At 69.2% G+C, this 26,493-nt stretch carries 15 protein-coding genes and 1 tRNA gene; 8 read left to right on the top strand and 8 right to left on the bottom strand.

Features of this window, described 5'->3' with window-relative positions; all coding sequences use genetic code 11:
• Positions 1-20: 20 nt before the first annotated feature.
• A complete protein-coding gene (locus G6O69_RS22340) occupies positions 21-2,678 on the top strand; it encodes a heavy metal translocating P-type ATPase (protein WP_172305534.1) in 2,658 nt (885 codons plus the stop codon).
• 51 nt (positions 2,679-2,729) lie between these two features.
• Positions 2,730-3,116, top strand: coding sequence for a c-type cytochrome (locus G6O69_RS22335; RefSeq protein ID WP_172305533.1), 387 nt, complete (start codon positions 2,730-2,732; stop codon positions 3,114-3,116).
• A 111-nt stretch (positions 3,117-3,227) separates the two neighbouring features.
• Here G6O69_RS22335 and G6O69_RS22330 read toward each other — a convergent pair whose 3' ends face one another.
• The 3 genes from G6O69_RS22330 to G6O69_RS41650 form a co-directional block, all read right to left on the bottom strand.
• Positions 3,228-4,451 (bottom strand): hypothetical protein, encoded by a 1,224-nt coding sequence (locus tag G6O69_RS22330; RefSeq protein ID WP_172305532.1) that lies wholly within the window; start codon positions 4,449-4,451, stop codon positions 3,228-3,230.
• Between the two features lie 169 nt (positions 4,452-4,620).
• The gene (locus G6O69_RS22325; protein WP_172305531.1) at positions 4,621-5,547 is read right to left on the bottom strand and encodes a 5'-3' exonuclease H3TH domain-containing protein; all 927 of its coding nucleotides are present in this window, start codon (positions 5,545-5,547) and stop codon (positions 4,621-4,623) included.
• A gap of 31 nt (positions 5,548-5,578) precedes the next feature.
• Positions 5,579-7,948 (bottom strand): WD40 repeat domain-containing protein, encoded by a 2,370-nt coding sequence (locus G6O69_RS41650; protein WP_275943127.1) that lies wholly within the window; start codon positions 7,946-7,948, stop codon positions 5,579-5,581.
• A gap of 396 nt (positions 7,949-8,344) precedes the next feature.
• Here G6O69_RS41650 and G6O69_RS41645 point away from each other — a divergent pair, with 396 nt between their 5' ends.
• Together G6O69_RS41645 and G6O69_RS40450 are read left to right on the top strand one after the other, a co-directional pair.
• Positions 8,345-8,557 (top strand): hypothetical protein, encoded by a 213-nt coding sequence (locus G6O69_RS41645; RefSeq protein ID WP_275943154.1) that lies wholly within the window; start codon positions 8,345-8,347, stop codon positions 8,555-8,557.
• 1,213 nt (positions 8,558-9,770) lie between these two features.
• Positions 9,771-9,926, top strand: coding sequence for a hypothetical protein (locus G6O69_RS40450; protein WP_255216813.1), 156 nt, complete (start codon positions 9,771-9,773; stop codon positions 9,924-9,926).
• 195 nt (positions 9,927-10,121) lie between these two features.
• Here G6O69_RS40450 and G6O69_RS22315 read toward each other — a convergent pair whose 3' ends face one another.
• Positions 10,122-10,481 (bottom strand): hypothetical protein, encoded by a 360-nt coding sequence (locus G6O69_RS22315; protein ID WP_176397026.1) that lies wholly within the window; start codon positions 10,479-10,481, stop codon positions 10,122-10,124.
• A gap of 24 nt (positions 10,482-10,505) precedes the next feature.
• On the opposite strand from G6O69_RS22315, the gene G6O69_RS40445 reads away from it, so the two are divergent.
• The gene (locus tag G6O69_RS40445; protein ID WP_255215849.1) at positions 10,506-10,628 is read left to right on the top strand and encodes a hypothetical protein; all 123 of its coding nucleotides are present in this window, start codon (positions 10,506-10,508) and stop codon (positions 10,626-10,628) included.
• Between the two features lie 56 nt (positions 10,629-10,684).
• Here the strand turns inward: G6O69_RS40445 and G6O69_RS22310 are convergent, their stop codons facing one another.
• From G6O69_RS22310 to pyk, 4 genes are all read right to left on the bottom strand, one after another.
• Positions 10,685-11,257: a hypothetical protein gene (locus G6O69_RS22310; RefSeq protein ID WP_172305528.1), complete on the bottom strand. Its 573-nt coding sequence runs from the start codon at positions 11,255-11,257 to the stop codon at positions 10,685-10,687.
• A gap of 127 nt (positions 11,258-11,384) precedes the next feature.
• Positions 11,385-11,741, bottom strand: coding sequence for an MYXO-CTERM sorting domain-containing protein (locus G6O69_RS22305; RefSeq protein WP_176397025.1), 357 nt, complete (start codon positions 11,739-11,741; stop codon positions 11,385-11,387).
• Between the two features lie 425 nt (positions 11,742-12,166).
• Positions 12,167-12,248: transfer RNA gene (locus G6O69_RS22300), tRNA-Leu, on the bottom strand.
• Positions 12,249-12,310: 62 nt separating this feature from the next.
• Positions 12,311-13,759 (bottom strand): pyruvate kinase, encoded by a 1,449-nt coding sequence (gene pyk / locus G6O69_RS22295; protein ID WP_172305526.1) that lies wholly within the window; start codon positions 13,757-13,759, stop codon positions 12,311-12,313.
• 457 nt (positions 13,760-14,216) lie between these two features.
• Between pyk and G6O69_RS22290 the strand changes: the two genes are divergently transcribed.
• From G6O69_RS22290 to G6O69_RS22280, 3 genes are read left to right on the top strand one after another with little or no spacing between them, the layout of a single operon-like run.
• Positions 14,217-14,693, top strand: a complete 477-nt coding sequence (locus G6O69_RS22290) for a hypothetical protein (protein WP_172305525.1) — start codon at positions 14,217-14,219, stop codon at positions 14,691-14,693.
• A complete protein-coding gene (locus tag G6O69_RS22285) occupies positions 14,690-24,922 on the top strand; it encodes a DUF6603 domain-containing protein (RefSeq protein WP_172305524.1) in 10,233 nt (3,410 codons plus the stop codon). The genes G6O69_RS22290 and G6O69_RS22285 overlap by 4 nt, the downstream gene beginning before the upstream one ends.
• Positions 24,919-26,493 carry a hypothetical protein gene (locus G6O69_RS22280; protein ID WP_172305523.1) on the top strand — a complete coding sequence of 525 codons (1,575 nt, stop codon included), beginning with the start codon at positions 24,919-24,921 and terminating at the stop codon, positions 26,491-26,493. The genes G6O69_RS22285 and G6O69_RS22280 overlap by 4 nt, the downstream gene beginning before the upstream one ends.

Below are 26,493 nucleotides of genomic sequence, written 5' to 3'. Positions count from 1 at the left end.
CGTCGACTAAGCTGTGAACCATGACCGTCCCTTGCGCCCACTGCGGACTGCCGGCCCCCGCCGGCTCCGAGGGCGAGCCCAGCTTCTGCTGCCGGGGCTGCCGCGCCGCCTGGGAGCTCGTGCATCAGGCCGGGCTGACCGACTACTACGCCCTGCGCGAGCGCCTTGGCGATGACCCCGGCGCCGCGCGAGCCGAGACCGCCGCCGACGAGCCCGCCTACGCCCACCTCGACGACCCCGAGGTGATGGCCAGCATCGCCCAGACCCCCAGCGGTCCGGGCCGCGCCGCCGCCGAGCTGCACATCGTCGGCCTGCACTGCGCCGCCTGTGTGTGGCTGATCGAGCGTCTGCCCGCCGTGCTCGAGGGCGTCGAGTCGGCCCGCGTCGACTTTGGCTCGGCCCGCCTGCGCGTCGAGTGGGACGCCGAGCGCGTGCGCCTGTCGCAGATCGCCGACTTCCTCCACCGCGCCGGCTACCAGCTCCACGCCCTCGACGCCCAGGCCGAGGGCGCGCGGCGAAGCGAGCGTCGCCGCGAGCTGATCCGCCTGGCGATCTCCGGCGCCAGCGCGGGCAACGTGATGCTCGTGGGCTTTGCCCTGCACGCCGGCTCGATCTCCGGCATCGAGGACAACTGGAGCCTCTTCTTCTCCGTCGCCGGGCTGATCCTCGCCCTGCCCGCGGTCACCTGGGGCGCCCTGCCCTTTTATCGCGCGGCCGTGGCCAGTTTGCGCTTGGGACGGCTGCACATCGACCTGCCCATCGCCCTGGGCGTCGCCGGCGGCTTCTTGGCCAGCGCCTACGCCACCTTCGCCGGCGGCGAGGTCTACTTCGACTCGGTCACCATCTTGGTCTTCCTGCTGCTCGTCGGCCGGTGGATCCAGCGTCGCGGCCAGTCCTGGGCGCTCTCGCAGACCGACCTCTTGCAGCTGCTGATCCCCGCCCGAGCCCGCCGCCGCCGCCCCGACGGCGCGCTCGAGACCTGCGCCGCCGCCAGCCTCGAGCCCGGCGAGCGCGTGCAGGTCCGCCCCGGCGAGCGCGTGCCCGTGGACGGCACCGTGCTCAGCGGCCACGGCAGCGTCGACGCCAGCAGCCTCACCGGCGAGTCCATGCCGCTGAGCGTCGAGCCTGGCTCGGCCATGCTCGCCGGCACTACCTTGCTCGCCCGCGAAGGCGCGGGCCCAGGCGATGATGGCGGTGGCGATGGCGATGAAGATGGTGACGGTAGCGGAGGCGCCGTCGAGATCGAGGTCGAGGCCGTCGGCGCCGAGACCCGTGTGGGCTCCCTGGCCGCGCGGATCATGGAGGCCGACCGCGCCCGCGCGCCGATCCAGCGCGCCGTCGATCGCGTGAGCAGCTACTTCGTCGCCGCCGTGCTCCTCGCCGCCAGCTTGGGCGGGCTCGCGTGGTGGTTCATCGATCCCAGCCAGGTCTTCGAGGTCGTCGTCTCGCTGCTGGTGATCTCCTGCCCCTGCGCCCTCGGCCTCGCCACCCCCGTGGCCCTCGCCGTCGCCCGCGGGCGCGCAGCGCAGCGCGGCATCCTGTTCGCCTCCGCCGGCGCCATCGAGGCCCTCGCCCGGGTCCAGCGCCTGGTCTTCGACAAGACCGGCACGCTCACCGAGGGCGCCCCCGCGGTCCGCAGCGTGGCCACCGTCGGCGACGATGACGATCCCCAGCTCGCTCCCCTCGTCGCCCAGCTCCCCGCCCTGCTCGCGCTGATCGAGGGCGACAGCGGCCACCCCTCGGCCCGCGCCCTGCGGCGCTGGGCGGACGAGCAGCCGCGCCCCGCAGACGCCCCCGATCTGCGCCTGCGTCAGTGCAAAGATCTCCTGGGCCGCGGCCGCGAAGCCACCGTGGAGTTCGGCCAGCGCAGCCTACGAGTCCGCCTTGGAAGCCTGACCTGGATCGATCCACAGGGGAGCTTTTCACGAGCCATCGAGGCCGCCCTCGAGCGCGCCGAGAGCCCGCTCCTGGTCGAGGTCGACGGTCGCCCGCTGGCCATGCTCAGCCTCGCAGATCCCCCCCGAGACGACGCCCCAGAGGCGCTGGCGGCCCTGCGCGACATGGGCCTGAGCCTGGCGATCCGCAGCGGCGACCACCCGCGGGTCGTCGCCGCCGTCGGCCAGCAGCTCGGCGTGGACGACGTAGCGGGGGCGCTCTCGCCCGAAGACAAAGCCCGCGAGCTGGCCGCGGCCGGCTCGGAGGCCGCGATGATCGGCGACGGGGTCAACGACGCCCCGGCCCTGCGCGCAGCGGCCGTGGGCATCGCCGTGCGCGGCGGGGCCGAGATCGCCCTTCGCGTCGCAGACGTACACCTGGCCCGCGGTGGCGTGGGCGAAGTCGCCGTCCTCTTGCAGGGCGCGCGGCGGACCATGGCCCTGATCCGCCGCAACTTGGGCTTCTCCTTGGTGTACAACCTGCTCTTCGCCAGCCTGGCCCTCGCCGGCTACATCGACCCGCTGGCCGCCGCCCTGCTCATGCCCGCCTCATCGCTCACCGTGCTGCTGTCCTCGGTGTTGGCCAAGAGTTTTTCTGTCTCGTCTCAACACGCGTCGCGGCCGTTCCAACGACACGCCCAGAGCGACGCTCCCATCGCGGCAAGCCAAGATTCCCCCACGGGCCACGAAACGCTGCAAAGCTTGCACTCACCGGCCCCTGTTCAGCCAACCAACTCTCTCTAGACTCCCCACCAACCCCACCCCTACTTCGCTTCAAGGAAGGAACACCCCACCATGTCCCGCATTCTCGCAGTCACGTTGTTCGCCTTCGCCGGTCTGACCACGGCTTGTGGTGGCGGCAGCAAGGGCGGTGGCGGCAGCGACGCCAACGCCGAGGCCGTCGCCGAAGCCAACAAGGTCTGGACCGAGCGCTGCGTCACCTGTCACGGCAACTCCGGCAAGGGCGATGGCCCTGGCGCCGCAGCTCTGGCCGTCAAGCCGCGCTCCTTCTCCGACCCCAACTGGCAAGCCAGCGTCGACGACGCGCGCATCAAGTCGGTGATCGTCGGTGGTGGCGCCTCCGTCGGCCTCAACGAGGCCATGGCCGCCAACCCCGACCTCGAGGGCAAGGACGCCGTCCTCAACGAGCTGGTCACCAAGATCCGCAAGCTCTCGCAATAGGTCGAGCGCCGAATTTCGAGGTCGCACTCCGGCCTCGAGGTCGTCCGAGTCGAGGGAGGTCCGCAGGGACCTCCCTTCTTTCGTTTGACAGATCTGTTGGACGCTCGTGACTCAGTCTGCCGACTCGAGCTCCGCCTGGCGCTTTCGGACGCGGCGCTCGTGGACGCCTCCGCCGATCAGCGAGCCCGCCCCGGCGAGCACCAGCGGCGCGCTGATGCCCGCGCCGATCGCAAAGCCGCGGCCGCCGATCATGCCCAGGAAATTCAGCCCGAGGCTGGCCAGGAACACCGCACCGCCCAGGGAGAGCAGCGTCGTCCCGGCGGCCTTGGCCTTCTTGGCCTTGCCGAGCTCCGCGTCTCCCCAGCTGAGGACCAGCTGCGCCTGCTCGCGCTCGACCGCTGCGATTGTCGAGCTCGCCTCGCTCTCGCGCTGGCCGAGCTCGGTCAACGCCGCCTCCACCTCGGCCTGCTCACCGCCCACGCGCTCGAGCTTGGCCGAGAGATCCTCGCGTCCCTCGGCCAGCGCTGCCGACACCGGCGGCAACGGATCCGGCGGCGTGGGGACCGAGCTCTCCCCGACCCCATCCCAGCTCTCCGAGAGCCCCGCCGAAGCCAAGATCGCCTCGCTCAGCTGCTTGGGCCCGTCGTCAGGCACACAGCTGAAGGTGCCATGGCTGTTGCGAAGCGTGACCTTGGAGAACAGCCCCGAGCCGACGACGCACCACGTGTCAGCCTGATCCTGAGAGTGGCGCGCGCGGCCCTCGAAGTTGCCGCGCATCTTGACCTCGAGCTTCGTGCCCGAGACCTTCGCCTTCAGATCCCCCCGGCTGTAGGGGTTGTTCTCGTCGAAGTTGTCCTCGATGGTCTCCGCGAACTCGCGCTGACTGTCTTTGAGCTGCGCGCGGATCAGCTTGCGGCTGGGCTCGAGAAGCGCGCGCCGACAGTCATCGAGCGCCTTCAAAGCCGCGTCGCGCCGGGGCTCCGCCGCGTAGTCCTCCAACGAACGCGCCAACGCGACGCCTCGCTCTGCCCACTCGAAGGGCGACGCCGTCTCGCTACAGTCCACCGCGTGCTCCTCGGCCGCGGACACGAGCTGCTCGTAGTTCGCGTAGGCACTCTCTTGCTCGCGGTGCTCCGCCTCCGCCGCGCTTCGCTCCGCGCCGAGGACCTCCAGCTCCCGCTGATAGTCCGTCTCCTCGGCCACGAGCGCCTCGTGCTCGGCGCGAAGCTGCCCGCGCGTCGCCTCGGCCTCGCGCAGCTCGGTCTGCGCCGCCCGCTGCCTGCGCTGCGCCTCCGGTGAGATCGAAGGCGGCGTCAGCGAGCAACCACTGACCACCAGCGCCGATGAAAGAATGATTGAGATGAATCGATGGCTTGATTGCATGAGCTCGGTGCACGAGGCCCCCAGCGAGCCCAAGCCTCGCTAGCAGCCCTTGCGCATGCTCTCCTTCGCCCCGGGGGTGCGGGCAAAGCCCGAATGGATCACCCGGATCGATATTTTTTTTTCATCCTGGCCAAGGCCGCGCCTCGGGCTGCGGATCCAGGGCCTCCTCGAAGCGCCCAAAGCCGAGCTCGGCAAAGAAGGCATCGAGGGTCTTGCGCGAGGGCACCCAGGGCGGGACCTCGGCGAGCGCCAGCGGCAAGGCCAGCTCCTTGCGCAGAGCCACCAGCTCTCGACTGATCCGCGCGTCCTCGGCGTGGGCCAGCAGCGCCTCGCGGCGCTTGGTCTGGGTGATGATCTCGGCCCGGCTCAGCACCCCCTCGAGATCCCCAAAACGCGCCAGCAGCTTGGCCGCCGTCTTGGGCCCGATCCCCGGCACCCCCGGGATGCCCTCGCCCCGCTCGCCGGTCAGCGCCAGCAGATCCACCAGGCGCTCGGGTCCGACCCCAAACTTCTCGCGGACCTCCTCCGGCCCCACCCGGCGATCCGCGAACACATCGAGCTGACGCACCGAGCCCGAGCCCTGCGCGGGCCCGCGGATCAGCTGCATGAGGTCCTTGTCGTTCGACACCACCGTGACCTCGAAGCCCTGGACGACGGCCGCCTCGGTGTAGGCCGCGATCAGATCGTCCGCCTCCACCCCCGGCTCGCGGATCAGCGGCAGGCGCAGGGCCTCGGTCGCGCGGTGGATCCACACCCACTGATCCTCGAGCGCCTGCGGCGGGGCCTCGCGCTCGGCCTTGTAGCCAGGGAAACGCGCGTGCCGCCAGCTCGGGCCGGGGCCGTCGAACACCGGGAGCACCACGTCCGGGCGGTAGCGCTGGCGCAAGGCTCGAAACTGCCGGACCCAGGCGACCGTGGCGTTGATCGGCGTGCGCTCGTCGCTGGGCGCGAAGGCCAGGGCCGACGCGTGGAAGAGGCGGTGGACGAGGTTGTTGGCGTCGACCAGGTAGATGCGGGCGGGCGGGGGTTGTCCGTTGGGGTCGGACACGGGGGGAGTGTAGCCGCTGGTGGAGGCTGGGTCAGCGGGCTTCGGATTGCGGTGGCCAGCCGAGGAGGGCGCGTTCGAGGCGGTCTTTCTCGGTGGGATCGGTGGGCCAGGCGAGGTGGAGGGTGGTCGTGCCCTCGGCGTTCTCGGTGAACTTCCAGTGTTCGTTTTCGAGGTCTTTGTAGGCCGAGAGGGCGACGCGGTAGCGGGGGTCTTTGGGGCCGTCGAGGGTGGCGTCGGTGCAGATGTAGCCGAAGTGGCGGTAGAGCTCGGGGTCTTCGGGGTCGTTGGTCCAGGGGCCTGTGAGGGCGATGGGCCAGTCGTCGTTGGTGAGGCGGTAGGCGAGGCTGACGCGAGGGGCGAGGGGGGTGAAGATGGCCGCGAGTGTTTGGGTCTCCACGTTCCACGAGCGCACCGTCCCGTCGTCGCCCGCGGACGCGAGCTTGCCCTCTCCCACCGCGCACACGGCCCTGACTTCACCTTGGTGGCCGCGCAAGGGTTCCCCGACCGCCTCCCCGGTCTCCACCTTCCACAAGCGCACCGTCCCGTCGTCGCCCGCGGACGCGAGCTTGTCCTCTCCCACCGCGCACACGGCCAAGACCCTGCCTTGGTGGCCGCGCAAGGGTTCCCCGACCGCCTCCCCGGTCTCCACCTTCCACAAGCGCACCGTCCCGTCCTCGCCCGCGGACGCGAGCTTGCCCTCTCCCACCGCGCACACGGCCCAGACCCTGCCTTGGTGGCCGCGCAAGGGTTCCCCGACCGCCTCCCCGGTCTCCACCTTCCACAAGCGCACCGTCCCGTCCTCGCCCGCGGACGCGAGCTTGCCCTCTCCCACCGCGCACACGGCCCAGACTGGACCTTGGTGGCCGCGCAAGGGTTCCCCGACCGCCTCCCCGGTCTCCACCTTCCACAAGCGTACCGTCCCGTCGTCGCCCCCGGACGCGAGCTTGCCCTCTCCCACCGCGCACACGGTCCAGACTGGACCTTCGTGGCCGCGCATTGGCTCCCCCACCGCCTCGCCGGTCCTCGCGTTCCACAAGCGCACCGTCCCGCCGTCGCCCACGGACGCGAGCTTGCCCTCTCCCAACGCGCACACGGCCCAGAGCCTGCCTTGGTAGCCGCCCATGGGTTCCCCGACCGCCTCGCCGGTCTCCACGTTCCACAAGCGCACCATCCAGTCCAAGCCACCGGACGCCAGCTGGCCCTCTCCTACCGCGCACACGGCCCTGACCCTGCCTTGGTGGCCGCGCAAGGGTTCCCCGACCGCCTCGTCGGTCCTCGCGTTCCACAAGCGCACCGACCCGTCGGAGCCCGCGGACGCGAGCTTGCCCCCTCCCACCGCGCACACGGCCCAGACTAGACCTTGGTGGCCGCGCAAGGGTTTCCCGACCACCTCGCCGGCCTCCACCTTCCACAAGCGCACCGTCCCGTCGTTGCCCGCGAACGCGAGCTTACCCTCTCCCACCGCGCACACGGCCCAGACTGGACCTTGGTGGCCGCGCAAGGGTTCCCCGACCGCCTCGCTGGTCTCCACGTTCCACAAGCGCACCGTCCCGTCGTCGCCCGCGGACGCGAGCTTACCCTCTCCCACCGCGCACACGGCCCTGACTGGACCTTGGTGGCCGCGCAAGGGTTCCCCGACCGCCTTGCCGGTCTCCACGTTCCACAAGCGCACCGTCCCGTCGGAGTCCCCGAACGCGAGCTTGCCCTCTCCCACCTCGCACACGGCCCTGACTGCACCTTCGTGGCCGCGCAAGGGTTCCCCGACCGCCTCGCTGGTCTCCACCTTCCACAAGCGAACCGTCCCGTCGGAGCCCGCGGACGCGAGCTTGCCCTCTCCCACCGCGCACACGACCAAGACTGCACCTTTGTGGCCGCGCAAGGGTTCCCCGACCGCCTCGCCGGTCTCCACCTTCCACAAGCGCACCGTCCCGTCCTCGCCCGCGGACGCGAGCTTGCCCTCTCCCACCGCGCACACGGCCCAGACCCTGCCTTGGTGGCCGCGCAAGGGTTCCCCGACCGCCTCGCCGGTCTCCACCTTCCACAAGCGCACCGTCCCGTCGGCGCCCGCGGACGCGAGCTTGCCCTCTCCCACCGCGCACACGGCCATGACTGCACCTTGGTGGCCGCGAAAAGGAATTCCTGGTGTAATCGGAGAGGGGGCAACACTGTACAGTGCCTTTAGCCCCTCGGGGCGCTCTCCCTTGGATTCGCGCAAGTCGGACGCATCGCCCAACCGCTCCCCAATCCCCTCCAAATCGAGTCCGCGTAGGTAGTACCCCCGAGCAAAGCGGCCCCCCACCTTGGGCTCCACCAGTCCCTGCAATGAAATCGTCGCCTCGGCCTCCGCCCGCGTCGGCGGATTGACCGCTTCGCAGAGCGTACTCAGCGTCGACGCGAACATCCCTGGGTCCTCTCGCACACGGTCGAGCAGCTTTGTCCCCCCATAAATCTCGCGCAGCTGCACCCCGCTCAAAAAGCGTCGAAAGCGAGCCACCCACCTCAGGCTGATCGCATCTGGCTGAGCCCGCGCTCCCTCGAGCAAGCGACCAAAGCTCTTCTCATCGAGCACCGCGTCGACGAAGCGCTCTCCATCGGAGGCCAGCGCACGCTGCCACCCTTCCTCGTTCCCCGACAGCGCCGACGCCACGAAATCATCGATATCCAGCGGCGCGAGCCCTCGCAGCTGCCGTCGACGCCTCGGGGGTGCCTCCACCCTGCGGCTTCCCACGTCACTCCCCCGCGCCGTCTCCTTGTCGCCACGCTCCTCCTCACCCACCACGTCCGCCACGATCCGATAGTGAAAAGCAAGACGACCAGCGCCATCCCAATTATAGAGTTCGTCTTCATCAAACAGATTGACAACACGAAAGTCCACGCGCTGCTCGAGCACCCGCTCGTACGCATCGAGAATCCTCGCCCGAAGCTCGGCGACCTTGCGACGATTGACACGCTGCTCGACCGTCTCGAACATGTCGACTCGATCGAGCTCTGCATCGGCGTTCTCACGTAGAACCTTCACGGAGCTACTTCGATCCTCGACCAACATCCCCCTCAGCACGGACAAAAATGTCCTCTGCAGCGGCCGACGCCCCATACGATAGAGCTCCGGCGCAAACAGCTGCAACAACACCAGCCGTGCCAGCAAGATCGGCTCATACTCGAAGCCTCGACCGACCGGCATGCACTCCGAAGCGAGCTCATCGAGCATCTCGAACAGCTCCATGAAACGAATGATCTTGCGCCACTCGTAGGGCAAGCAGCGCTCGAGCAATTCGAGGAGCGACTCGCTCGGAAGCTTCCTGGCAACCGCTTCTTCAGGCGCCTCTTCCCCTCGCTCGTGACCAGCCCCTCGCCGGCCTACCTGATCCATCCGGCCGAGCAGCCCCTCGTACTCTCGGCGGATGAACTGAACAATCTCCCGCCAACTCGGCGGAGGCACCCGCACCGGCAAGTGCACGATCTTCTCGAGATACTCCGCCCCGGTAATCGGCGCCCGCAGGCGGTTCTTGTCGTCCCGGTTCGCCGCGAAGCGATAGTCCCGATAGCGATGCAGCACCCCACGCTCGATCATCTCGTCATCGACAGCCAGCACGAAGGCGCAACCCGGCACCTCCAAGAAGAGCTTGATCGCCTCGAGCATCTCCACGGCCTTCTCCGGCAGGCAGCGATCGAGATCATCGATCAAGAACAGCAAGTTCAGACGAAACTCAGACTCGTCCCCGCCATCGCCACTTGCTGCTGGCAAGGCTTGCAACTGTTCGATCTCGGCGCTGACAGTCCGACGCTTGAAAAATCGCCGCCATCCAGGCTTCTCACGCTGCTCGCCGAGTACCGGAGCGTTCTCCAACCACTCCCAGCCCTTGGGCGGCTCACCTCTCCCCGTCAGCGCACACATCAACCGCCGCAAGTCGAAATAGAGCGACTCATAAGCCTCCAAGGGCGAGTGAACCTCCGCATCCTCGGCCCGCTTTTGCCTGCGCGCCGCGAAGGTCTCGATCACCTTCCCAGCGTTGATCTCAACGCTCCGCCCAGCGCTGAACTCGACACTATCTCCAACCTTGACTCTCGCCCCCAGCGAAAAGCGCCCCGACAGCCCAGAGGCGAGCGCCACCGATGCATCTCCAAGCATCTGCCCCGAGCGCTTCAGCCACCCCACAAAGCTCTCCGCACCGCCCACAGCCTCGAGCTCCTCCACCGCCTCGCGCACCGCCACCTCCGCCACCTTGAGCAGCGGAATGATCAAGTGCTCCTCACGCTCGAACTGCCAGGCGTTGAACATCACCGGCACCGTCAGCACCCTCGGCCCGGGCTTCTTCTCGCCCACCAACTCGCCGACTTCCTTCAACCACCGAGTCTTCCCACTCCCCCACGGACCATAGATCCCCACGACCAAGGCCTGGTCCCCTCGCGCCGGCCCCGAGCTCGCGCCGCCCTTCTCGCTCGTCCGGCGCTCGGCGAACTCACGCTCGATGCGAGCCGCCAGCTTGCGAACGTGCCGACCATACTCCTTCGACTTGCCCGCTTCGGCCACGACCCACGGTAGCAAGGCCGCGTCGCCAAGAGCAAGCCTCTCGTCACTCCCGGCGACGAAGACCGAACACCAGCAGAGGCAGCCCCAACATCAACAACCCCAGCCGATGACCAGGCTCCTCCACCGCGCAGCCCTCCGCCTCATCCGGCGGCGCGCACTCGAGCCCGTCATAGGCAAAGTCGAGATCCTCGTCGTCCCACCACACCTTGTACGAGAGCCAAAAGTCCGCGTGATAGCGATTCTCCTCGCACTCGTCCCAGTCGTAGCCATAGAGCGCGCTGAAGGCCAGGCACTCCTCGAGCAACAAGTCCGCGAGCTCCTCGTCACGGTAGCCGCTCTCGAACTCTTCCTCGCTCATGCACGTGCACACCGAGATGCTCGTGCCGGCCTCACGATTGTGCATTCGCTCGCGGCGGCCATCCTCCCAATGCCCAAAGGTCCCCGCCAAGACTGCACAGGCAGGTTCACGATGAACATCGGCGAGGCTCTCCTCCAGGTCCAGCTGCCGTTCGGAACAGCCCAAGGCTCCGCCAAGCAGCGCCGCCGCTGACAACATCCAGAGCCTCTGCGAACGTCCAACCATCGTGTCCTCCAGCCAGAGCGGCGCTACCCCTCGGCCTCATCCCCCGCATCGTCGCTCCCGGTCTCGTCGCTCCCCCCGTCGGCCTCTTCGTCGTTGCACTCGTAGGGGTCGAGTTCCCGGCAGCTACCACCAGGGGGAGGGTTCACGAACTCGCAGTGCCCAACACAGTCCTTCGTCGACTCTCCGGCGATTGGCAGCGTGAACCCCGGCGAGTCATCGCCCTCTTCCTCATCGCAATTATGGCTGAAGCCATCGGGAACGAGCGCCGCACAGCTTTCACGCGCGCTTTGTTCGATCTCGGCAACGAGCGCGCCATATTGTTCTTCGGGCATCGCGTCGTTGAGGATCGTCTCCTCCGCGTCGTTGAAACAAACGCAGCTAAAGATCTCTTCTGCCACCGGCTCGGCGAGCTCAGGTTGGCCTTCGGGCCACATCAACGCCCCCTCCATCCACATACACCAGTCGATCCCCGAGTAGTTGATCCGGATGCAGTAGTCCAAGCCCAGACACCCGCCACCAGGTACGAGTAGCGCCACAACGAGCCCCGAGCATAGCCCGGTGAGCAGCCCCGCGATCTTCCGGCGTCCGGCGAGCATCACGTCACCATAACCACCCGCAGCCCGCGCGACAACGGATCTCGCTTGCGCACCTCTCCTGCCAGCCCACCGGCTTCTGAGGCCACCACGAGCTCAACACCTGGCCGATACGAGATAGGTGCCCCGCTCACTCCCGGCGACGAAGACCAAGCACCAGCAATGGCAGCCCCAACATCAACAACCCCAGCCGATGACCAGGCTCCTCCACCGCGCAGCCCTCCGCCTCATCCGGCGGCGCGCACTCGAGCCCGTCATAGGCAAAGTCGAGATCCTCGTCGTCCCACCACGCCTCGACCGCCAGCCAGTACTCCGAGCCGTAGCGGTTCTCCTCGCACTCGTCCCAGTCGTATCCATAGAGCGCGCTGAAGGCCAAGCACTCCGCCATCAGCTCATCCGCGAGTTCGTCATCACGATAGCCACTCTCGAACTCCTCTTCACTCATGCACACACAAGCCGAGATGCTCGTGCCTTCCTCATGATTCATGATCCGCTGCCGAGTCCCGTCGCTCCAGTACCCCCAGGTATCGATCAAGACTGCACAGGCAGGTTCACGATGAACATCGGCGAGGCTGTCCTCGACACCCAGCTGCCGCTCGCTACATCCAAGAATCCCACCAAGCACCCCCGCGCACCCAACCCACCAGAGCAACTCGACTCGCCTCATCCCCCTCATCCCCCTCATCCCCCTCATCATTGCACCCACCCCACTCACCACTCACCACTCACCCCGCCCCCACAAAAGAAAGCAGATCTCCCGCGCTCCTCGCACCTTCTCCTCCCCACTCACTCCCCCCTGAACGCTCGCGCAGATCTCGGGCGCAACCCCCTCCCCCATCGCCACCTCCGCGCCCCCCGCAGGCCAGCAACGAAAAACGCCGCCCAGGTCTCCCTGAGCGGCGTCCTTCTTTGTGCGAGAGGAGGGACTTGAACCCTCACGTCCGAAGACACCAGATCCTTAGTCTGGCGCGTCTACCAATTCCGCCACCCTCGCTTGCCTTGGGGCGTTTGGTTCCCGTCGCCGTCGACGATCGGGACGCGGTTTATAAACCCCCCTCAGCCGAGACGCAAGGTCTCTCCGACTTTGTGCAACTTGAGCAAATTCACCGAGGTGTGGGCCTTCACCGGCCAGCCCAGGGCGATGACCACGCGATCCCCGCGCTCGAAGAGGCCGAGCTCGAGCATGGCGTGGTCGAGATCGATGAAGATGCCGTCGCCCTGGGGCGAGGAGGCCTGGAAGCGCACCGGGATGACGCCCCAGTAGAGCGAGAGCGCCTGGAAGGTGGCCGGCTGGGGGGTGAAGCCGAAGATCGGGACCTTGGGGCGGTAGTCGCTGACGAGGCGCGCGATGCCGCCGCTGCCCGTGTAGCAGATGATGCCCTTGCAGTCGGGGAGGCTGCGCGAGCTGGCGACGGCGGCCCGGGCGATGGCGTTGGTGGTGTGGCCCAGCTCCATGTCGCGGGGCGGCTCGAGCCAGTAGGTCTCGGTCTGCTCGATGCGCCGGATGATCCGGTCCATGGTCTGCACGGCGCGGATCGGGTACTTGCCGGCGGCGGTCTCGCCCGAGAGCATCACGGCGTCGCTGCCGTCCAAGATGGCGTTGGCGACGTCCGAGGCCTCGGCGCGGGTCGGCCGGGGGTTGCGGATCATCGAGTCGAGCATCTGCGTGGCGGTGATGACCAGCTTGCCGCGCTCGTTGCTGAGCTTGATGATCTGCTTTTGGATCAGCGGGACCTCCTCGGGCCCGATCTCCACGCCCAGGTCGCCGCGGGCGACCATGATCCCGTCGGCGTTCTCGACGATCGCCCGCAGGTTCTCGGGGCGCACGGCCTCGGGCTTCTCGATCTTGGCGACCAGCGGGACCACGCGGCCGACCTCCTTCATGATCTCCCGGCAGTGGGCGAGGTCCTCGACCTTGCGCACGAAGGAGAGCGCGACGAGGTCGACGCCGAGCTCGAGGGCGAAGCGCAGGTCGGCCTCGTCCTTGGCGGTCATCGAGGGCAGGGTCAGGCTCGAGTCGGGCAGGTTGACGCCCTTGCGGGACTCGAGCACGCCGCCGTTGACGAGCTCGGCGTGGATCTCGTTGCCCTCGATCGCGGTGATCTGAGCCTCGAGGGCGCCGTCGTCCATGAGCACGCGCTCGCCGACCTTGGCCTCGTTCTCGATGCCCGGGCAGTCGATCCCCACGCGGCCGTGGCTGACCTCGGTGTTCGGGTCGGCGACGAAGATCAGCCGCTCACCCGCCTCGAGGGCCATGCCAGGCGCGGGGATCTTGCTGACCCGGATCTTGGGGCCCTGGAGATCCGCGAGCACGGCGATCGGCCGCCGGCGGATGCTGGACTGCTCGCGGATCCGGCGGAAGGTTTCAGCGTGGTCGTTGTGAGTGCCGTGAGAAAAGTTGAGGCGCATCGCGTCGACGCCCGCCTCGATGAGGGCGTCGATCATCTCGTCGCTGTTGCTCGCCGGCCCCAAGGTGGCGAGGATTTTGGCTCGTCGCTGGGTCATTCACCGGGAGTGTTGCACAGGCCAGGCCGCTGTGAAGGGCCTCCGGGTTGCACCTCGGCAACGAGCTGTGCGCCACGTCTCTCGACTTCGTCGCCACTTTTCACGGCTTCGCCCGCGGGTCTTCGGCCGATCCTGCGCAGCTGAGAGCAACTAAACACGATTACGCACAGCTTTCATGGACACCACGACGTCACAATGGTGTCGATTCAGACTTGGCCGTTGGATCAAGCGCCAGCCAACGGCCCGGTCTTGCCACACGAGGGGACTTTTGGGTCTACCCGGCCGGCTGCACGGTCTCATCGACTGGCAATACTAATCATTGACAATTCAACACAGCACTCGTTATGGTCGCGGCCCGTTCCGGACGAACAGGGGTGACGCCCATAGCTGCGTCTCCCCTGGGGCGCGTGTGCATATTACTGCGCGCCACGGGATGTTGTGGAGAAGGTGGCTACCCATGGCTGAAGTCAACTCCTTGATCTCGCCCGCGACGCTGCAAAAGAGCATGCAGACGCGTCTGTGGGCCGGTGGACGTCGCGGCACCAATGTCGTCTGGCAAGACCGCGGCTCGTCCGTGGCCGTCTATCCAAGCAGCCTCCGCTTGCGCGTCGAGGCGGGCTTCGTGGTCGCGGCCGTGGACCTCGAGACCGACCAAACGGGGCGCGAGGCCGTCGAAATGGTGTTCTTCCTCGGTCGCAGTGATCGCGGCGATGGCCTGGTCGCAACCACTACAATGGATGGCGACGACCCCAGCGGCCTGCGGACGCGCTGGGGCGAGGCCCTGCGCGCAGCCTTGTGGGACGGGGTCCTCGACCTGGTCGACGCTCAGCTCACGTCCCTGCGCAAGCAAGCCAACAAAGGTGGCTCCTACCTCGCCGGCTTCCACGGCAGCGAGAAGGGCCTGCACCTGACCATCGTGGAGGCGAAGTCGTGAACAATCCAATCCCCGCAGAACTCGGCGACGGGGTCCTCCTCGACCTCGGCAAGGCCCTCGGCGTGATCGCGGCCGACGGCTCCTTCGACACCAGCTGGTTCGAGCACCCCGGCGATCGCCTGATCGCCCTGGTCCAGAGCCCCTCCCCCGCCGACCACGAGCGCCGCCAGGCCCTGCTGCGCGTGCTCTCGGAGATCTTCGAGGACGGGTCCAGCAGCCTGCGCGACGACACCTGGTCGCTGGCCCTGGCCGACTCGGGCCTCGATCTATTGATCAGCGCCCGCGAGAGCGACGGCGGCTCGCAAAGCGAGATCGAGATCGGCGTGGGCGGCAGCTGGGTGGTCTACGACGGCACCGAATCCGGCAACCCCAAGGTCGAGCTCGAGCTGCAATTCGGGGCTCTGGCCATCGATCTCGACGCCGCGGGCGACAAGATCAAGCTCGCCGAGGGCCTCGATCTCCGCGCCGTGATCAGCGACTTCGTGCGGGGCGACGACGACGTCCTCGACGCCATCGCGGTCGAGCTCCACCTGCCCTTCCACACGGCGGGCACCGAGACCACCGTGGCCATCAAGCTGATCGGCGCCGGCCCCGACGACGAGGATCTGGCCTTCACCTTCGACACCTCGCCGGACTGGGAGGACTTCGAAGATCCGGTGCTCCGGCTGATGGTGCTCGGGCTGATCGTGCTCGCCGGGCAGCTCGAGGCCGAGGCCCAGCAGGTCGTGCGCAGCTTCCTGGCGCTGCTCGGCTGGTACGATCCCAACACCGAGGGCGAGGGCACGACCGGTGACTACCCCAAGCTCGAGCTCGACGCGCTGATCACCAACCCCGGGCTCGCCATGCAGCGCTGGCTGCAGACGATCTGGGCGGACATCGACGAGGCCACCGACGGCACCTTCGAGGCCGACAACAAGATCCGCCTGTTCCTCGAGCGCATGCTGGGCATGCTCTGCGCCGACGAGGCGCTGACGGTCGAGGCCGACGGGCGCTACGTCATGGTTCGGCTCAGCGCCTTCGACACGGGGCCGGTGCGCTTCGAGCTGCTGATGTGGTCGGAGGCCGACAGCACCGGGGCCGAGCGCCTGCACCTGGGCGTGCGCGTGTCGGCCCAGGCGGAGCTCGGCAGCAGCGGGCCGCGGCTGACCTTCGAGGCCCTCGGCGACGTGCTCTCCTTCCCCCTCGACGGGCCGATCACGCCCGAGGTCGTGGGTGAATTCGCCGTGGATCTCCGCCTCGGGCCGGGCCGCGGCCAGAGCCACGCGATCACGGTGGCGGCCGGCGACCTCGACGGCGACCTGGCGTTCATGGGCGGGCTGAAGATCGGCGAGCTCGTCGCCGGCTTGCAGCTCGACTACACCGGCAAGTTCGAGCCGCTGCTCGAGCTGCGCGAGCTCAGCATCGGCCCAGTCGACGGGCCAGCCACGCGCAGCTGGCCGGTGCTCGATCTGACCGACGGCGGGGCCGTCGTCGAGGTCGGCACCGAGGCCGGGGTCTACGCCGTCGCGGGGGCGATCCGCAGCAAGCTCGGCGAGACCGCCGCCGGCAAGTGCGTGGCGATCCTCATCGGCCTCGACAAGCCGGTGGGCCCCGCCAACGAGGACTACCCGCAGCTCGACCCCATGGCCCTGGTCGACAGCCCGCTCGACGCCTACGAGGTGTGGATCGGCCGGCTGCTCGGCGACCGCAGCCCGGCGCCGTGGTTCGAGACCTGGCTCGACACCCTGCATCAGCTGCTCACCGAGGCCGGCTTCACGGGCCCGGCGATCTCTGGCCAGGGCAGTGCGGCCGAGCCGTGGCGCCTGGTCCTCGCCCAGGGTGAGGGCGCCGATCCGGGCGCCGTGGGGTTCGAATTCCACATCCGCCCGCTGCCCACCGGCGGCCCGGCGCGGACCTTGGGCGTGGACCTGGCCGGCAACCCGCCGCGGCTCGAGCTCGGCAGCCTCGCCCGCTTCGAGACCCGCGCCGTGGCCGGGCTGCTGCGCCTGCACATCGACGATCCCGCGGCCAGCGATCCCAGCGTCAGCTTCACCCCGATCCCCGGGGCCTGGGTCGACGCCGCGCTGATCCCCCCTGCTGGCGAGTCGCGTATCGCCTTGGATCTCGACCTGCTCACCCTCGAGGTCGCCCGCCTGGTCGCAGGCGTCGACTGGGAGCGCGGCCTCGATCCGGTCCCGGCCTTCGACATCGTCGACCCGGCCATCGCGCTGAAGTCCGGGGGCGAGCGCTTCGACCTCTCGGATCTCGTCACCGGCCTCGCGCTGCCCGGCGGCAGCCTGCCCTCGCTGCGCTTCGAGGGCGGCGGGCTCTCGGGCTTCGGCCTCGGGGCCTGGGACGGCGCCGGCGTGTCCCTGCCCGCGCTCAGCCTGCCCAACTTCGGCGACCTCGACTTCAGCGCCCCGGATCTCGGCCTCGGCTCGAGCGGGCAGTGGTTCGTCGAGATCGGCGAGTTCGTGCTCCGCCTGCTCAGCCTCGGCCTGCCCAGCTGGGCCCTCGACGGCGACGAGGGAGCGTGGCGCTCGTGGGTGCTCGGGCCGATGCAGCTGCTCGGCGGCTGGCCGAGCTTCGACCTCGGCAGCGCTGGCGGCCGCCCGATCAGCTGGCCGTCGGCGAACTTCGACTTCGATCTCCTGGCCTTCGCCCGATTCCTGCGCAACCCCTTCGACGGCCTGCGCATGCGCCTGGGCCAGCTCTTCACCATCGAGGGCGGCGGACCGGCCGGCCTCGCGCTGATGTGGCGATGGTTCCGCGGCGAGATGCCCGACCTCGAGGGCACGCCGAGCCTGGCCGAGATCCCCGAGATCACCGGCGAGGGCAGCTACGCGAACCCCTGGGCGATCCGCCTCAACGACGCCCCCGAAGACGCCGACACCCTCGACGTGCCCGTCGAGCTGATCGTCTGGGTCGACCCCGACGGCCCGCGCGGGGCGACGCCGAGCCACGTGGGCTTTGGCCTGCGCCTCGACCTCGCGCCCCAGCCCCTGCCCGAGGTCGAAGGGATCACCTACGCCCTCGACACCTACTTCCGCGCGGACCTGTTCACCATCGACGTCCGCGAGCTGACCGGCGCGACGGCCGAGGCTCGCCCGACCCCGGCGCTGGCCTTCGAGGCCGCCATGCGCCACGCCAACGCCGACGGCTGGCTGATCAACCAGGAGAGCTCCGCGGTGCTGCTGCGCGCCCTCGAGTTCGGCCTGAGCTGGTCGCCCCTACACGACGACGAGGACCAGCGCCTGGTCCCGCGCTTCGAGCTCGTCGACGCCGGCTACCAGCCGGGCATCGCGGGCCCCGTGTCCACGGCCACGCTCACCGGCCTGCTCGCGCTCTCGGCCGGCGGGGCGCTCCTCGATCGTCTGGCCGCCCCCGGCGGACCGCTGGCCGACGAGCGCATGTCGCCGCTGATGGCCGTGCTCTGCTCCCTGGGCGTGGCCACGGCCGAGACCACCGGCGGCTATCGCTTCTTGGCCGTGCCCATGCACCGCCTGCTCAGCGAGCCGGTCGACTACCTCGGCGAGCGCTTTTGGGACGCGGCCACCGGCGTGCCCCGCCTCGCCCCGCTCAGCCCGGCCTTCATCGAGCTCGGGTTCACGGTCCGCAGCTACCACGGCGAGCTCGCCGACACGGCCGCGCTCGCGGCCCTCGCCAGCCCGCGCCGAGGTGACTACGCCGCGCTGGCCAGCACCGGCACGCGCTGGGAGTTCGACGGCACGCACTGGCTCGACACCGGCGCGGCCGCGGGCAGCGGCGAGTCGTGGTGGGTGGAGGTACCCCTGGGCAGCCAGGTCCTGCGCCTCGACCAGGACGGCACATTGCGCATCGCCGTGGCCGAGGGCTTCGCCGACACCGTCGACTTTGGCGCGGCGGTGATGTTCAACCCCTTCAGCGGGCGCACCGAGGGCCTGCTCAGCGCCGCCGTGGGCCCGGCCGACCTCGAGCTGGTGATCAGCTGGCAAGACCCCGACGGCTACGGCGGCGTCGATCCCAGCTTCTCCCTTGGCCTGTTCCCGACCCCCGACAGCGACATGGCCCACACCTTCGGCACGCCGCTGGTGCTGTGGCCGGTGCCCGAGGGCGACGCCGCGGCCCTGGGCGAGCGCGTGCTGACCATCGGCTACCGCCTGGCCATCGAGTACACCGTCGCGCTGCTCTTCGGCGAGTTCGTCGAGCCGCACCTCTCGACCCAGGCGCGCAGCAACCTCGAGGCCTTTGGCCTGCTCGATCCCCTCACCCACAAACCCGAGCCGCTGTGGGAGCTGTTCGAGGATCCCGCGGGCAAGATCCTCGGCAAGCTGCGCAGCCTCGAGGGCAGCTTCCCGCTCGTCGGTGACTTCGAGCTCTTCGCTGGCACCATCGACGGCAAGCACCGCCTGGTCCTGCGCACCAAGGACGGCGACCCCGTCAGCCTCGGCAGCGGCTGCTCGCTGAGCACCGCGCTGGGCGTGCTCACGGCAAACTGGGATCCCTCGCTCGCCCTCGGCTTCAGCTACGACGACGCCGACATCGGGCTGATCGAGGTCCAGGCCGGGCTCCAGGGCAGCCAGCCCCAGCTGAGCGTGTGCGGCCTGCAGCTGCTCCCGACCTTCGCCGGCTTCTCTGGCGCGATCTCGGTCGAGGGCGCGCTCGCGGCGATCATCCCCGCGGCCCTGACCGGGACCTTGGTCGGGCTGCGCAAGATCGATGAAGCCCCGGTCCGCGACACCCTGGTCCCGGCCCTCGACACGCTGCTCGGCATCCCCAGCGGCTCGCCAGCGGTCAGCGCCCAGCTCTCGGCGGTGCGGACCTTCGTGGATCAGCTGATCAGCTTGGTGGATCAGCCCAACATCACATGGTTCCAGACCCATGCTCCAAACCTGCTCGGGGCCCTCGAGCAGTGCCTTGGGTTGATCTCCGAGGTCAGCACCACGCGCTTTTCGGGCAGCGCCAGCGACTGGAGCGCCACGCCCACGGCGAACGCCAGCGGCACGCGCACCCGGATCGCCATCGACGATGTGCCGGTCGCGGTGATCCTCGGCTGGAACGAGATCGAGAGCCGCTTTGGCATCTGGCTGGTCCGCAACGGCGCCCTCGAGCTCGGCTACGTCGACATCGATCCCGCGTCGATCATCGGCGCCTACGTGAGCGGGACCGGGACCAGCGTCGTGCCCGGGGCCGAGTGCACCCTCGGACTGACCGGCCACATCCCCGCGCCGGTCAACCTCGATCCGGTGCTCCGCCTCGATCTCGACACCACGGGGCCGGACGCCTCGGCCACCAATTTGGCCGTGCTGACCTTGTACCTGCTCGGGGGCGAGACCGAGGACGAGGGCGACGATCTCGCCTTCCAGTTCCTGCCCGAGTTCAGGTTCAGCTGCGCCGACCCGATGAAGGCGATCCGCGAGAAGGCCCTGCCGATGGTCATGGCCATCGCCGAGGCCGCGGGGCTGACCGAGGAGGTCTTGAACCAGGAGGTGCTCGGCCCGCTGACCCTCGAGCACGTGCTGCTCGGCTCGGGGGCGATCATCGCCGCCGCCGGCGGGATCACCTGGGCGGTGCTCAACCCCACCGAGGCCTGGACCTTGATCGGCGACTCCGTCGGCGCGCTCGAGGGCGCCATCGACGGGGCCCTCGGCCTCGACCTGCTCTACATCGAGGAGGTCAGCGGCGGCAAGCGCTTCGGCGTGCAGATGCCCGAGCTCAGCTTGCCCAAGCTCGTGGAGGATCCCGAGCTGACCTTGGTGCTCGGCACCGACGAGGCCCGGCCGCGCATCCCCCTGCTCTTCGTCCCCACCGACGCCTCGCAGACCCGCTTCGAGATCGGCCTGGATCTGCGCAACGTCGGCCTGCGCGTGGGCGGAGCCAACGGCCAGCCCCTGCTCCGCGAGATCATCGGCCTGGGCAGCGTGCAGGCGACCTTCGACTTTGGCGTCGGCCCCGGCGACTGGTCCAACCTCGACCACTTCCCGTGGACCGCCGACACCATCCGCTACGCCTTCGCCCTCGGGCTCCAGGGCATCGCCCTGCCCTTTGGTCAGGCCAACCAAAGCGGAAGCGGCGGCGGCGGCGGCAACCCGGTCGCCGAGTCGCTGATGAGCGAAGGCGGCGACAACCCCGGCTTCGACGTCGAGGTCAGCTGGACGCAGGAGGCCGGCCAATCCGGTGAGTTCGACCTGCGCTTCCCCCAGGCCAGCGACCCCGAGGGCGGGCGCCTCGAGCTGCCTTTGGACATGCAGTTCGGCCCGCTCGAGCTCGCGGCCTTCACCATCGCCACGGCCGCCGGCGCGGCCGCTGCCAACGCCGTGGCGCGCACGCCCATCGACTTCACCTTCGACGGCAGCTTTGGCCTCGGCCCGCTCGATATCCAGGTCGACGACTTTGGCCTGAGCGTCCCAGCCGGCTCGATCGCCAAGCCCGGCGACTGGTCGCTGACCCTCGGCGGCCTGGCCCTGAAGTTCGAGCAGGACCCGATCCTGATCGCCGGCGCCCTGCTCAAGACCGGCACCGAGCCCAACGTCGAGTACGTCGGCATGGCCTCGGTCCGCGTCGCGACCTTCGAGCTCTCGGCGATCGGCGCCTACTCCAAGCTCGCGTCCGGGGACGCCTCGCTGTTCATCTTTGCGATGATCCCCGTGCCCCTGGGCGGCCCGCCGATGTTCTTCATCGAGGGCGTGGCCGGCGGCTTCGGCTACAACCGCGGGTTCACGACCCCGCGCATCGACGAGGTCGCCACGCACCCGCTGATGGTCGCCCTGAGCGGCCAACTGCCCGACGATGGCCTGATGGGCCTGATGCGTCAGGTCCAGCCGCTGCTCCCGCCCAAGCGCGGCTCCTACTGGTTCGCCGCCGGGGTCAAGTTCAGCTCCTTCGTGTTCATCAAGGGCTCGGCCCTGCTCTACATCCTCTTCGATCAGGGCTTCGAGCTCGGCCTGCTCGGCCAGGCCTCGATCAAGCTGCCCGACGCCTCGGCGCCGGTGTTGTCCGTGGGCCTGGTGCTGTCCGTGGGCTTCACCACCCGCGGCGACCAGGGCCCGATGCTCTGGGCCGAGGCTCAGCTGACCGAGGACTCGTGGGTCCTGCACCGCAGCATCCAGCTCTCGGGCGGCTTCGCCCTGCGGGTGTGGTTCGAGACCGGCGAGACCGTGCTGTCGATCGGCGGCTACCACCCGGCGTTCACGCCCCCGGAGCGCTACGACTACCCGGTGGTCCCGCGCGTGGGCCTGCGCTGGAAGGTCAGCGACTCGGTCTCGATCAAGGGTGAGTGCTACTTCGCAATCACCCCGCGCGAGGCCATGGCCGGCGGCCTGCTCGAGGCCGTCGGTAAGTTTGGCCCGGTCAAGGCCTGGTTCAGCGCCGGCGTCGACGTGCTGATCGGCTGGGATCCCTTCTACTACGACCTGCGCACGCACATCTCGATCGGCTTCGAGGTCGATCTGTGGCTGACCACGCTGCGCGCGAGCGTGGGCGTCGCCCTGCAGATCAAGGGCCCCGAGCTCTCGGGCAAGGCGACCATCGATCTGTCCCTGGTCAGCTTCACGGTCCGCTTTGGCTCGGACAAGGAGCCCAAAAAGCGCGCGATCACCCCCAAGGAATTCGCGCAAAAACACCTCCAGCTCACCTCGCTCAGCGGCAGCGACAGCGCGGTCGTGGCCAGCACCGACGCCGAGGGCCGCGGACCCTTCGAGTTCACGGTCACCCGCGGCGTGATCGCGGAGAAGGAGGAGGACACCGAGCAGCCGATCCGCATCGACCCGGAGGCGCAGATCCAGATCCGCACGCCGATGCCCTTCACCGCCCACGGCGGCAGCGCGTCCTTCGCTGGCCCACGCGTCGACATGCTGCCCGCCGGCAAGCTCGACGTGCACTCCAAGATCACCGTCAGCGTCCCCGGCGCGAACTCTGGCGACTTCGACTACAGCGTCCAGAACACCAACCTGCCCGTGGCCATGTTCCGCGGCAAGGCGGACGCCGGCGACAGCAGCGACGGCAAGCTCGAGCCCGACGACAGCGGGGACAACACCATCTCCCTGCCGACGGTGCTGGTCATCGACATCGCGCCGAACCTCAGCGAGACCCCGACCCTCACCACGGGCGGGCGCGAACGCGCCGAGTACGACCATCACCTGCCCCTCGGCCGCGCCGACAGCTGGGGGGCGTCGATCGGCAGCGCCGCGGTCCACGGCTCCGTGCTCGGTCAGTTCACGGTCGCGGCCTCGGCCGCGGGCAAGGGCGTCGAGCTCATGTCCAAGGCGCGGATCAACAACACCGCCGAGTTCGCCACCGGCGTCAGCCAGGTCAGCTACCTGAGCGCGGCGCTCGATCCCGCGAGTGCCGCGAGCGCGCCGGTCACCATGTCCGCCTCCCAGAGCTCGGACGAGGGCCAGAGCGACACCAGCGGCTCGCTGTGGCGCTACGAGCCGATGCTCGAGGCCGTCGGCGTGGTCTTCCCGACCACCGCACGCCTCGCGCAAGTCTCGGCCCTGACGCTGACCTCGACCTCGACGCTGCGCACGACCGCGAGCGCGTCCAAGGTCGCCGCGCCCACCCCGAGCGCGCGCAAGCACTACCTCGCGGGCGTCCGCCTGCAGACCGTCAGCGCCAAGCGCACGGCCCAGAGCCCCAGCAAGATCGGGCGCAGCGTCTATCGCAAGGGGCGGGTCAGCGCGCAGACCGAGGCGTCCTTCGCGACCTTGACCAAGCGCGTGCGCGGCCTCGACACCAAGGCCAAGCAAGGCGCGACCCTGGCCGCCGGCATGACTCAGGTCTTCGACGTCCCCGGGGACGGCGTGCCCCCGCCAGCGCACCAGCGCGAGCGCATGCGCATGCGCATCCAGGGCACGCAGGCTGGTCGCCTGGTCTTCATCGGCCTCGGCGGTCGGGTCATCAGCGACCTCGAGTTTGGCCCGGGGCAGCACGCCATCATGCTGCCCGCGGGGACCAAGCGGGTGGTCGCGGCCGGCCTGGGTACGCCCACGGCCTATCGCCGGGTCAAGCAGGCCAGCCAGGCCATACCGGTCACGCCCGTCACGCCTGTCACGCCCGTCACCCCGGTCACTCCGGTCACGCCCGTCACCCCGATCAAACCCATACCAGGCATCGTCGGGATCGAGGAGCCGGTCATCACCGAGTCGATGATCCTGCCAGGGCTGCAAGGCACCCCCACGGCCAACATCTCCACGAGCAAGCCGGCGACGACGACCTCGACCTCCACCTCCAAGCCTGCGGCTACCAAGCCCGCGGCCACCAAGCCTGCGGTTACCAAGCCTGCGGTTACCAAGCCTGCGGCTACCAAGCCTGCGGCTACCAAGCCCGTGGGCATCATCAGCAAGCCAGGGGTGGTCAGCAAGCCCGCGGTGGTCATCAGCAAGCCCACGGCCGTCCCGAGCAAGCCGGGCTCGGGGCTCAGCGCCGCGCAGCTGCGGGCGGTCGCCAACATGCAGCGCATGCGCCGGACTCAGTCCATGTCCAAGCTCAGGATGCTCGGCGGCACGGCGAAGTCCACCAAGGCCACGGCGACCAAGGCCACGCTCTTCAACCGCGGCAAGGTTCAGACCCTCGCCAGCCTCAACACCAACAAGGCCGCGCTGATCGCCGAGCTCGCTCGCAGCAAGCAGATCGCCGAATCGCTGCGCGACCGGGTCGTCGACGCGCGCAAGGACACGCAGCCCATCAACTTGGGGCTGCCCGGCGGTCACGGCCAGGCGCTGATCACCAGCCGCTACGCCCGCCGCGACGTCGCCACCGTCGGCTTCGACGACGGCTCCCGCTTCGTGCGCGTGGGCGCCCGGACCTTCCTCGCCCGCGGCGCGACGGTCGAGGTGGTCGAGGGCCTGTCGCGGGTGCGCCCGCTGCAGACGGCCCTGGCCCGCGACGTGCTCGCTGGCGTCCGCAACATCCGCGTGACCATGCCGGCCTCGGCGACAACCGTGATGGTCATCGCAACCAGCTCGGTGTCCGGCAGCGTGCCCCTGGCCAAGGCGGTCGAGGTCGAGCTCGAGGGCGCCAACCGCAGCCGCGCCAAGCTCGTCGTCGCCCCCGGCCAGGGCGGGCTCGTCTTCCAGGTCAGCGGCGGCCGCGAGTACGTCGCTGACGTCAGCGTCCCCCGGGGCTTCCGCATCGTCGGCGTCGCCGGCGGACCGGGGACACAACAAGAATGGGCCAGTCGCCTGGCCGCCATGGACGAGTGGGACATCGTCGAAGACGGCCCGCTCGCGCCCAGCGGATCGACCACGCTCCGCGTGGAGGTGTTGAAGTGACCACGACCAATCAACTCTCGGCGGGGGAGCTCGAGCTCTACGACAACGCAGTCCCCGATCTCAGCGCCGGTACCTACACGATCAACGTCAACCAGCAGGTCCACCCAGATCTGACCACGACCGCGTCCATGCTCAGCATGGCCGGCAGCTTTCAGATTGAGGTCACGGGGCCCAAAGACCGGCTCTCGCCCCGCGACGTGCTCGGCGTGTTCCCGGCCGCGGGCTCGCGCGAGGCCAGCGACCTGAGGGTCCCGCACATCGCCCTGCGCCGGCGCACGCTGCCCTGGGAGCGCGAGGTGTTCGCGGACAAGAAGATCCCCTGGATGGCCCTGCTGCTGCTGAAGGTCAACCCCGAGCAAAGCGAGGACGGCGGGATCGCCCTCGAGCCCAAGGCAGATGGCACGAGCTCGGGCGCCAAGCTCATCCGAGCCAGCGGCGGCCAGCCCGATACGCTGCGCATCCCAGGCCCGCTGCTCACCAAGCTCGCTCCGCGCAAGCAAGAGCTCCGCCTGCTCAGCCACGTGCGCCGAGTCAGCCTCGAGGACACGGAGGGTGAGTTCGCCGGCGACGACGATGGCTTCGTGGCCATGGTCCTCGGCAACCGTCTGCCCGCCGCCGGCCACGACTGGATCGCCGCGCTGGTCTCGCTCGAGGGGAAGCACGCCGCCATCGACAACTGGGGCGCCAGCACCCACTCGCTCACGGTGCTCTACTACTGGGCCTACCACACCGCGGCCCTCGGCGGCGACTTCCAGGTCTGGGCCCAGGGCCTGCACTACAACGGCGGCGTCCACCTCCTCGGCCACGTCCCCGACGAGGACGAGGCCAAGCGCGAGCCCAAGCTCGACGGCATCGGCGGCGTCTCCCTCGACCACCGCGAGCGCGACGGCTCACCGGAGCGCGGGATCTACCACGGGCCGGCCATGGCCATCCCCATGGCGCGCTCGCAGGAGATCATCTTGACGGCCGAGCGCGCCCGCCAGGTCGCCGCCGGCAAGTACGACGCCAGCTACGCCGCCGCCTTCGAGCTCGGTCGCCTGCTCGCGATGTCCGACCGCGGCATCCTCCAGGCGCTGATCGGCTACCGCCGCCGCCAGTACGAGGTCCACCGCGAGAAGCTGTTCTTGCCCAAGGCCCTGCCCAACCTCCCCTTCCTGGATCAGGGCAAGATGGAGAACCTGATCGATCGCCTCAACGGCAGCTGGTTCATGGATCAGATCCTCAGCCAACAAGATCTGCTCAGCAACCCCCTCGATCAGTTCGGCAACGGCCTGTTCCACGATCCCACGGGTCTGCTCGGCGAGTTTGGCAACCTCCCGGGGCTCCAGCCCGAGCGCCTCGGCGCCATCGGCCTCGACACCATCCCTGGCCTCGACAACCTCCCCGGCCTCGACAACCAGGTCCCGGGCTTCGAGGGCGGGCTCGGCTCGCTCGATCTCGACCACGAGATCGGCCTCGCCGAGTCGCTCGGCGTCGACATCCAATCGCAGCTCGACCTCGGCATCGCGGACCTCGAGGCCGGCCTGTCCAACCTCATGACTCAAAACTTCGCGGCGAAGCTCGAGGGATAG

This window comes from Pseudenhygromyxa sp. WMMC2535 (assembly GCF_011083025.2).
Note: the sequence above shows the minus strand (reverse complement) of the source record. Positions and strands in the feature narration are given on the sequence as shown.

Excerpts from the sequence above, each read along its gene's own strand:
- G6O69_RS41650 (WP_275943127.1), bottom strand. The coding sequence starts at position 7,948 with ATGTTCGCGTCGACGCTGAGTACGCTCTGCGAAGCGGTCAATCCGCCG.
- G6O69_RS22315 (WP_176397026.1), bottom strand. The coding sequence starts at position 10,481 with ATGCACAATCGTGAGGCCGGCACGAGCATCTCGGTGTGCACGTGCATG.
- pyk (WP_172305526.1), bottom strand. The coding sequence starts at position 13,759 with ATGACCCAGCGACGAGCCAAAATCCTCGCCACCTTGGGGCCGGCGAGC.
- G6O69_RS22290 (WP_172305525.1), top strand. The coding sequence starts at position 14,217 with ATGGCTGAAGTCAACTCCTTGATCTCGCCCGCGACGCTGCAAAAGAGC.
- G6O69_RS22305 (WP_176397025.1), bottom strand. The coding sequence starts at position 11,741 with ATGAATCATGAGGAAGGCACGAGCATCTCGGCTTGTGTGTGCATGAGT.
- G6O69_RS22335 (WP_172305533.1), top strand. The coding sequence starts at position 2,730 with ATGTCCCGCATTCTCGCAGTCACGTTGTTCGCCTTCGCCGGTCTGACC.
- G6O69_RS22310 (WP_172305528.1), bottom strand. The coding sequence starts at position 11,257 with ATGCTCGCCGGACGCCGGAAGATCGCGGGGCTGCTCACCGGGCTATGC.
- G6O69_RS22340 (WP_172305534.1), top strand. The coding sequence starts at position 21 with ATGACCGTCCCTTGCGCCCACTGCGGACTGCCGGCCCCCGCCGGCTCC.
- G6O69_RS40445 (WP_255215849.1), top strand. The coding sequence starts at position 10,506 with ATGCCCAAAGGTCCCCGCCAAGACTGCACAGGCAGGTTCACGATGAAC.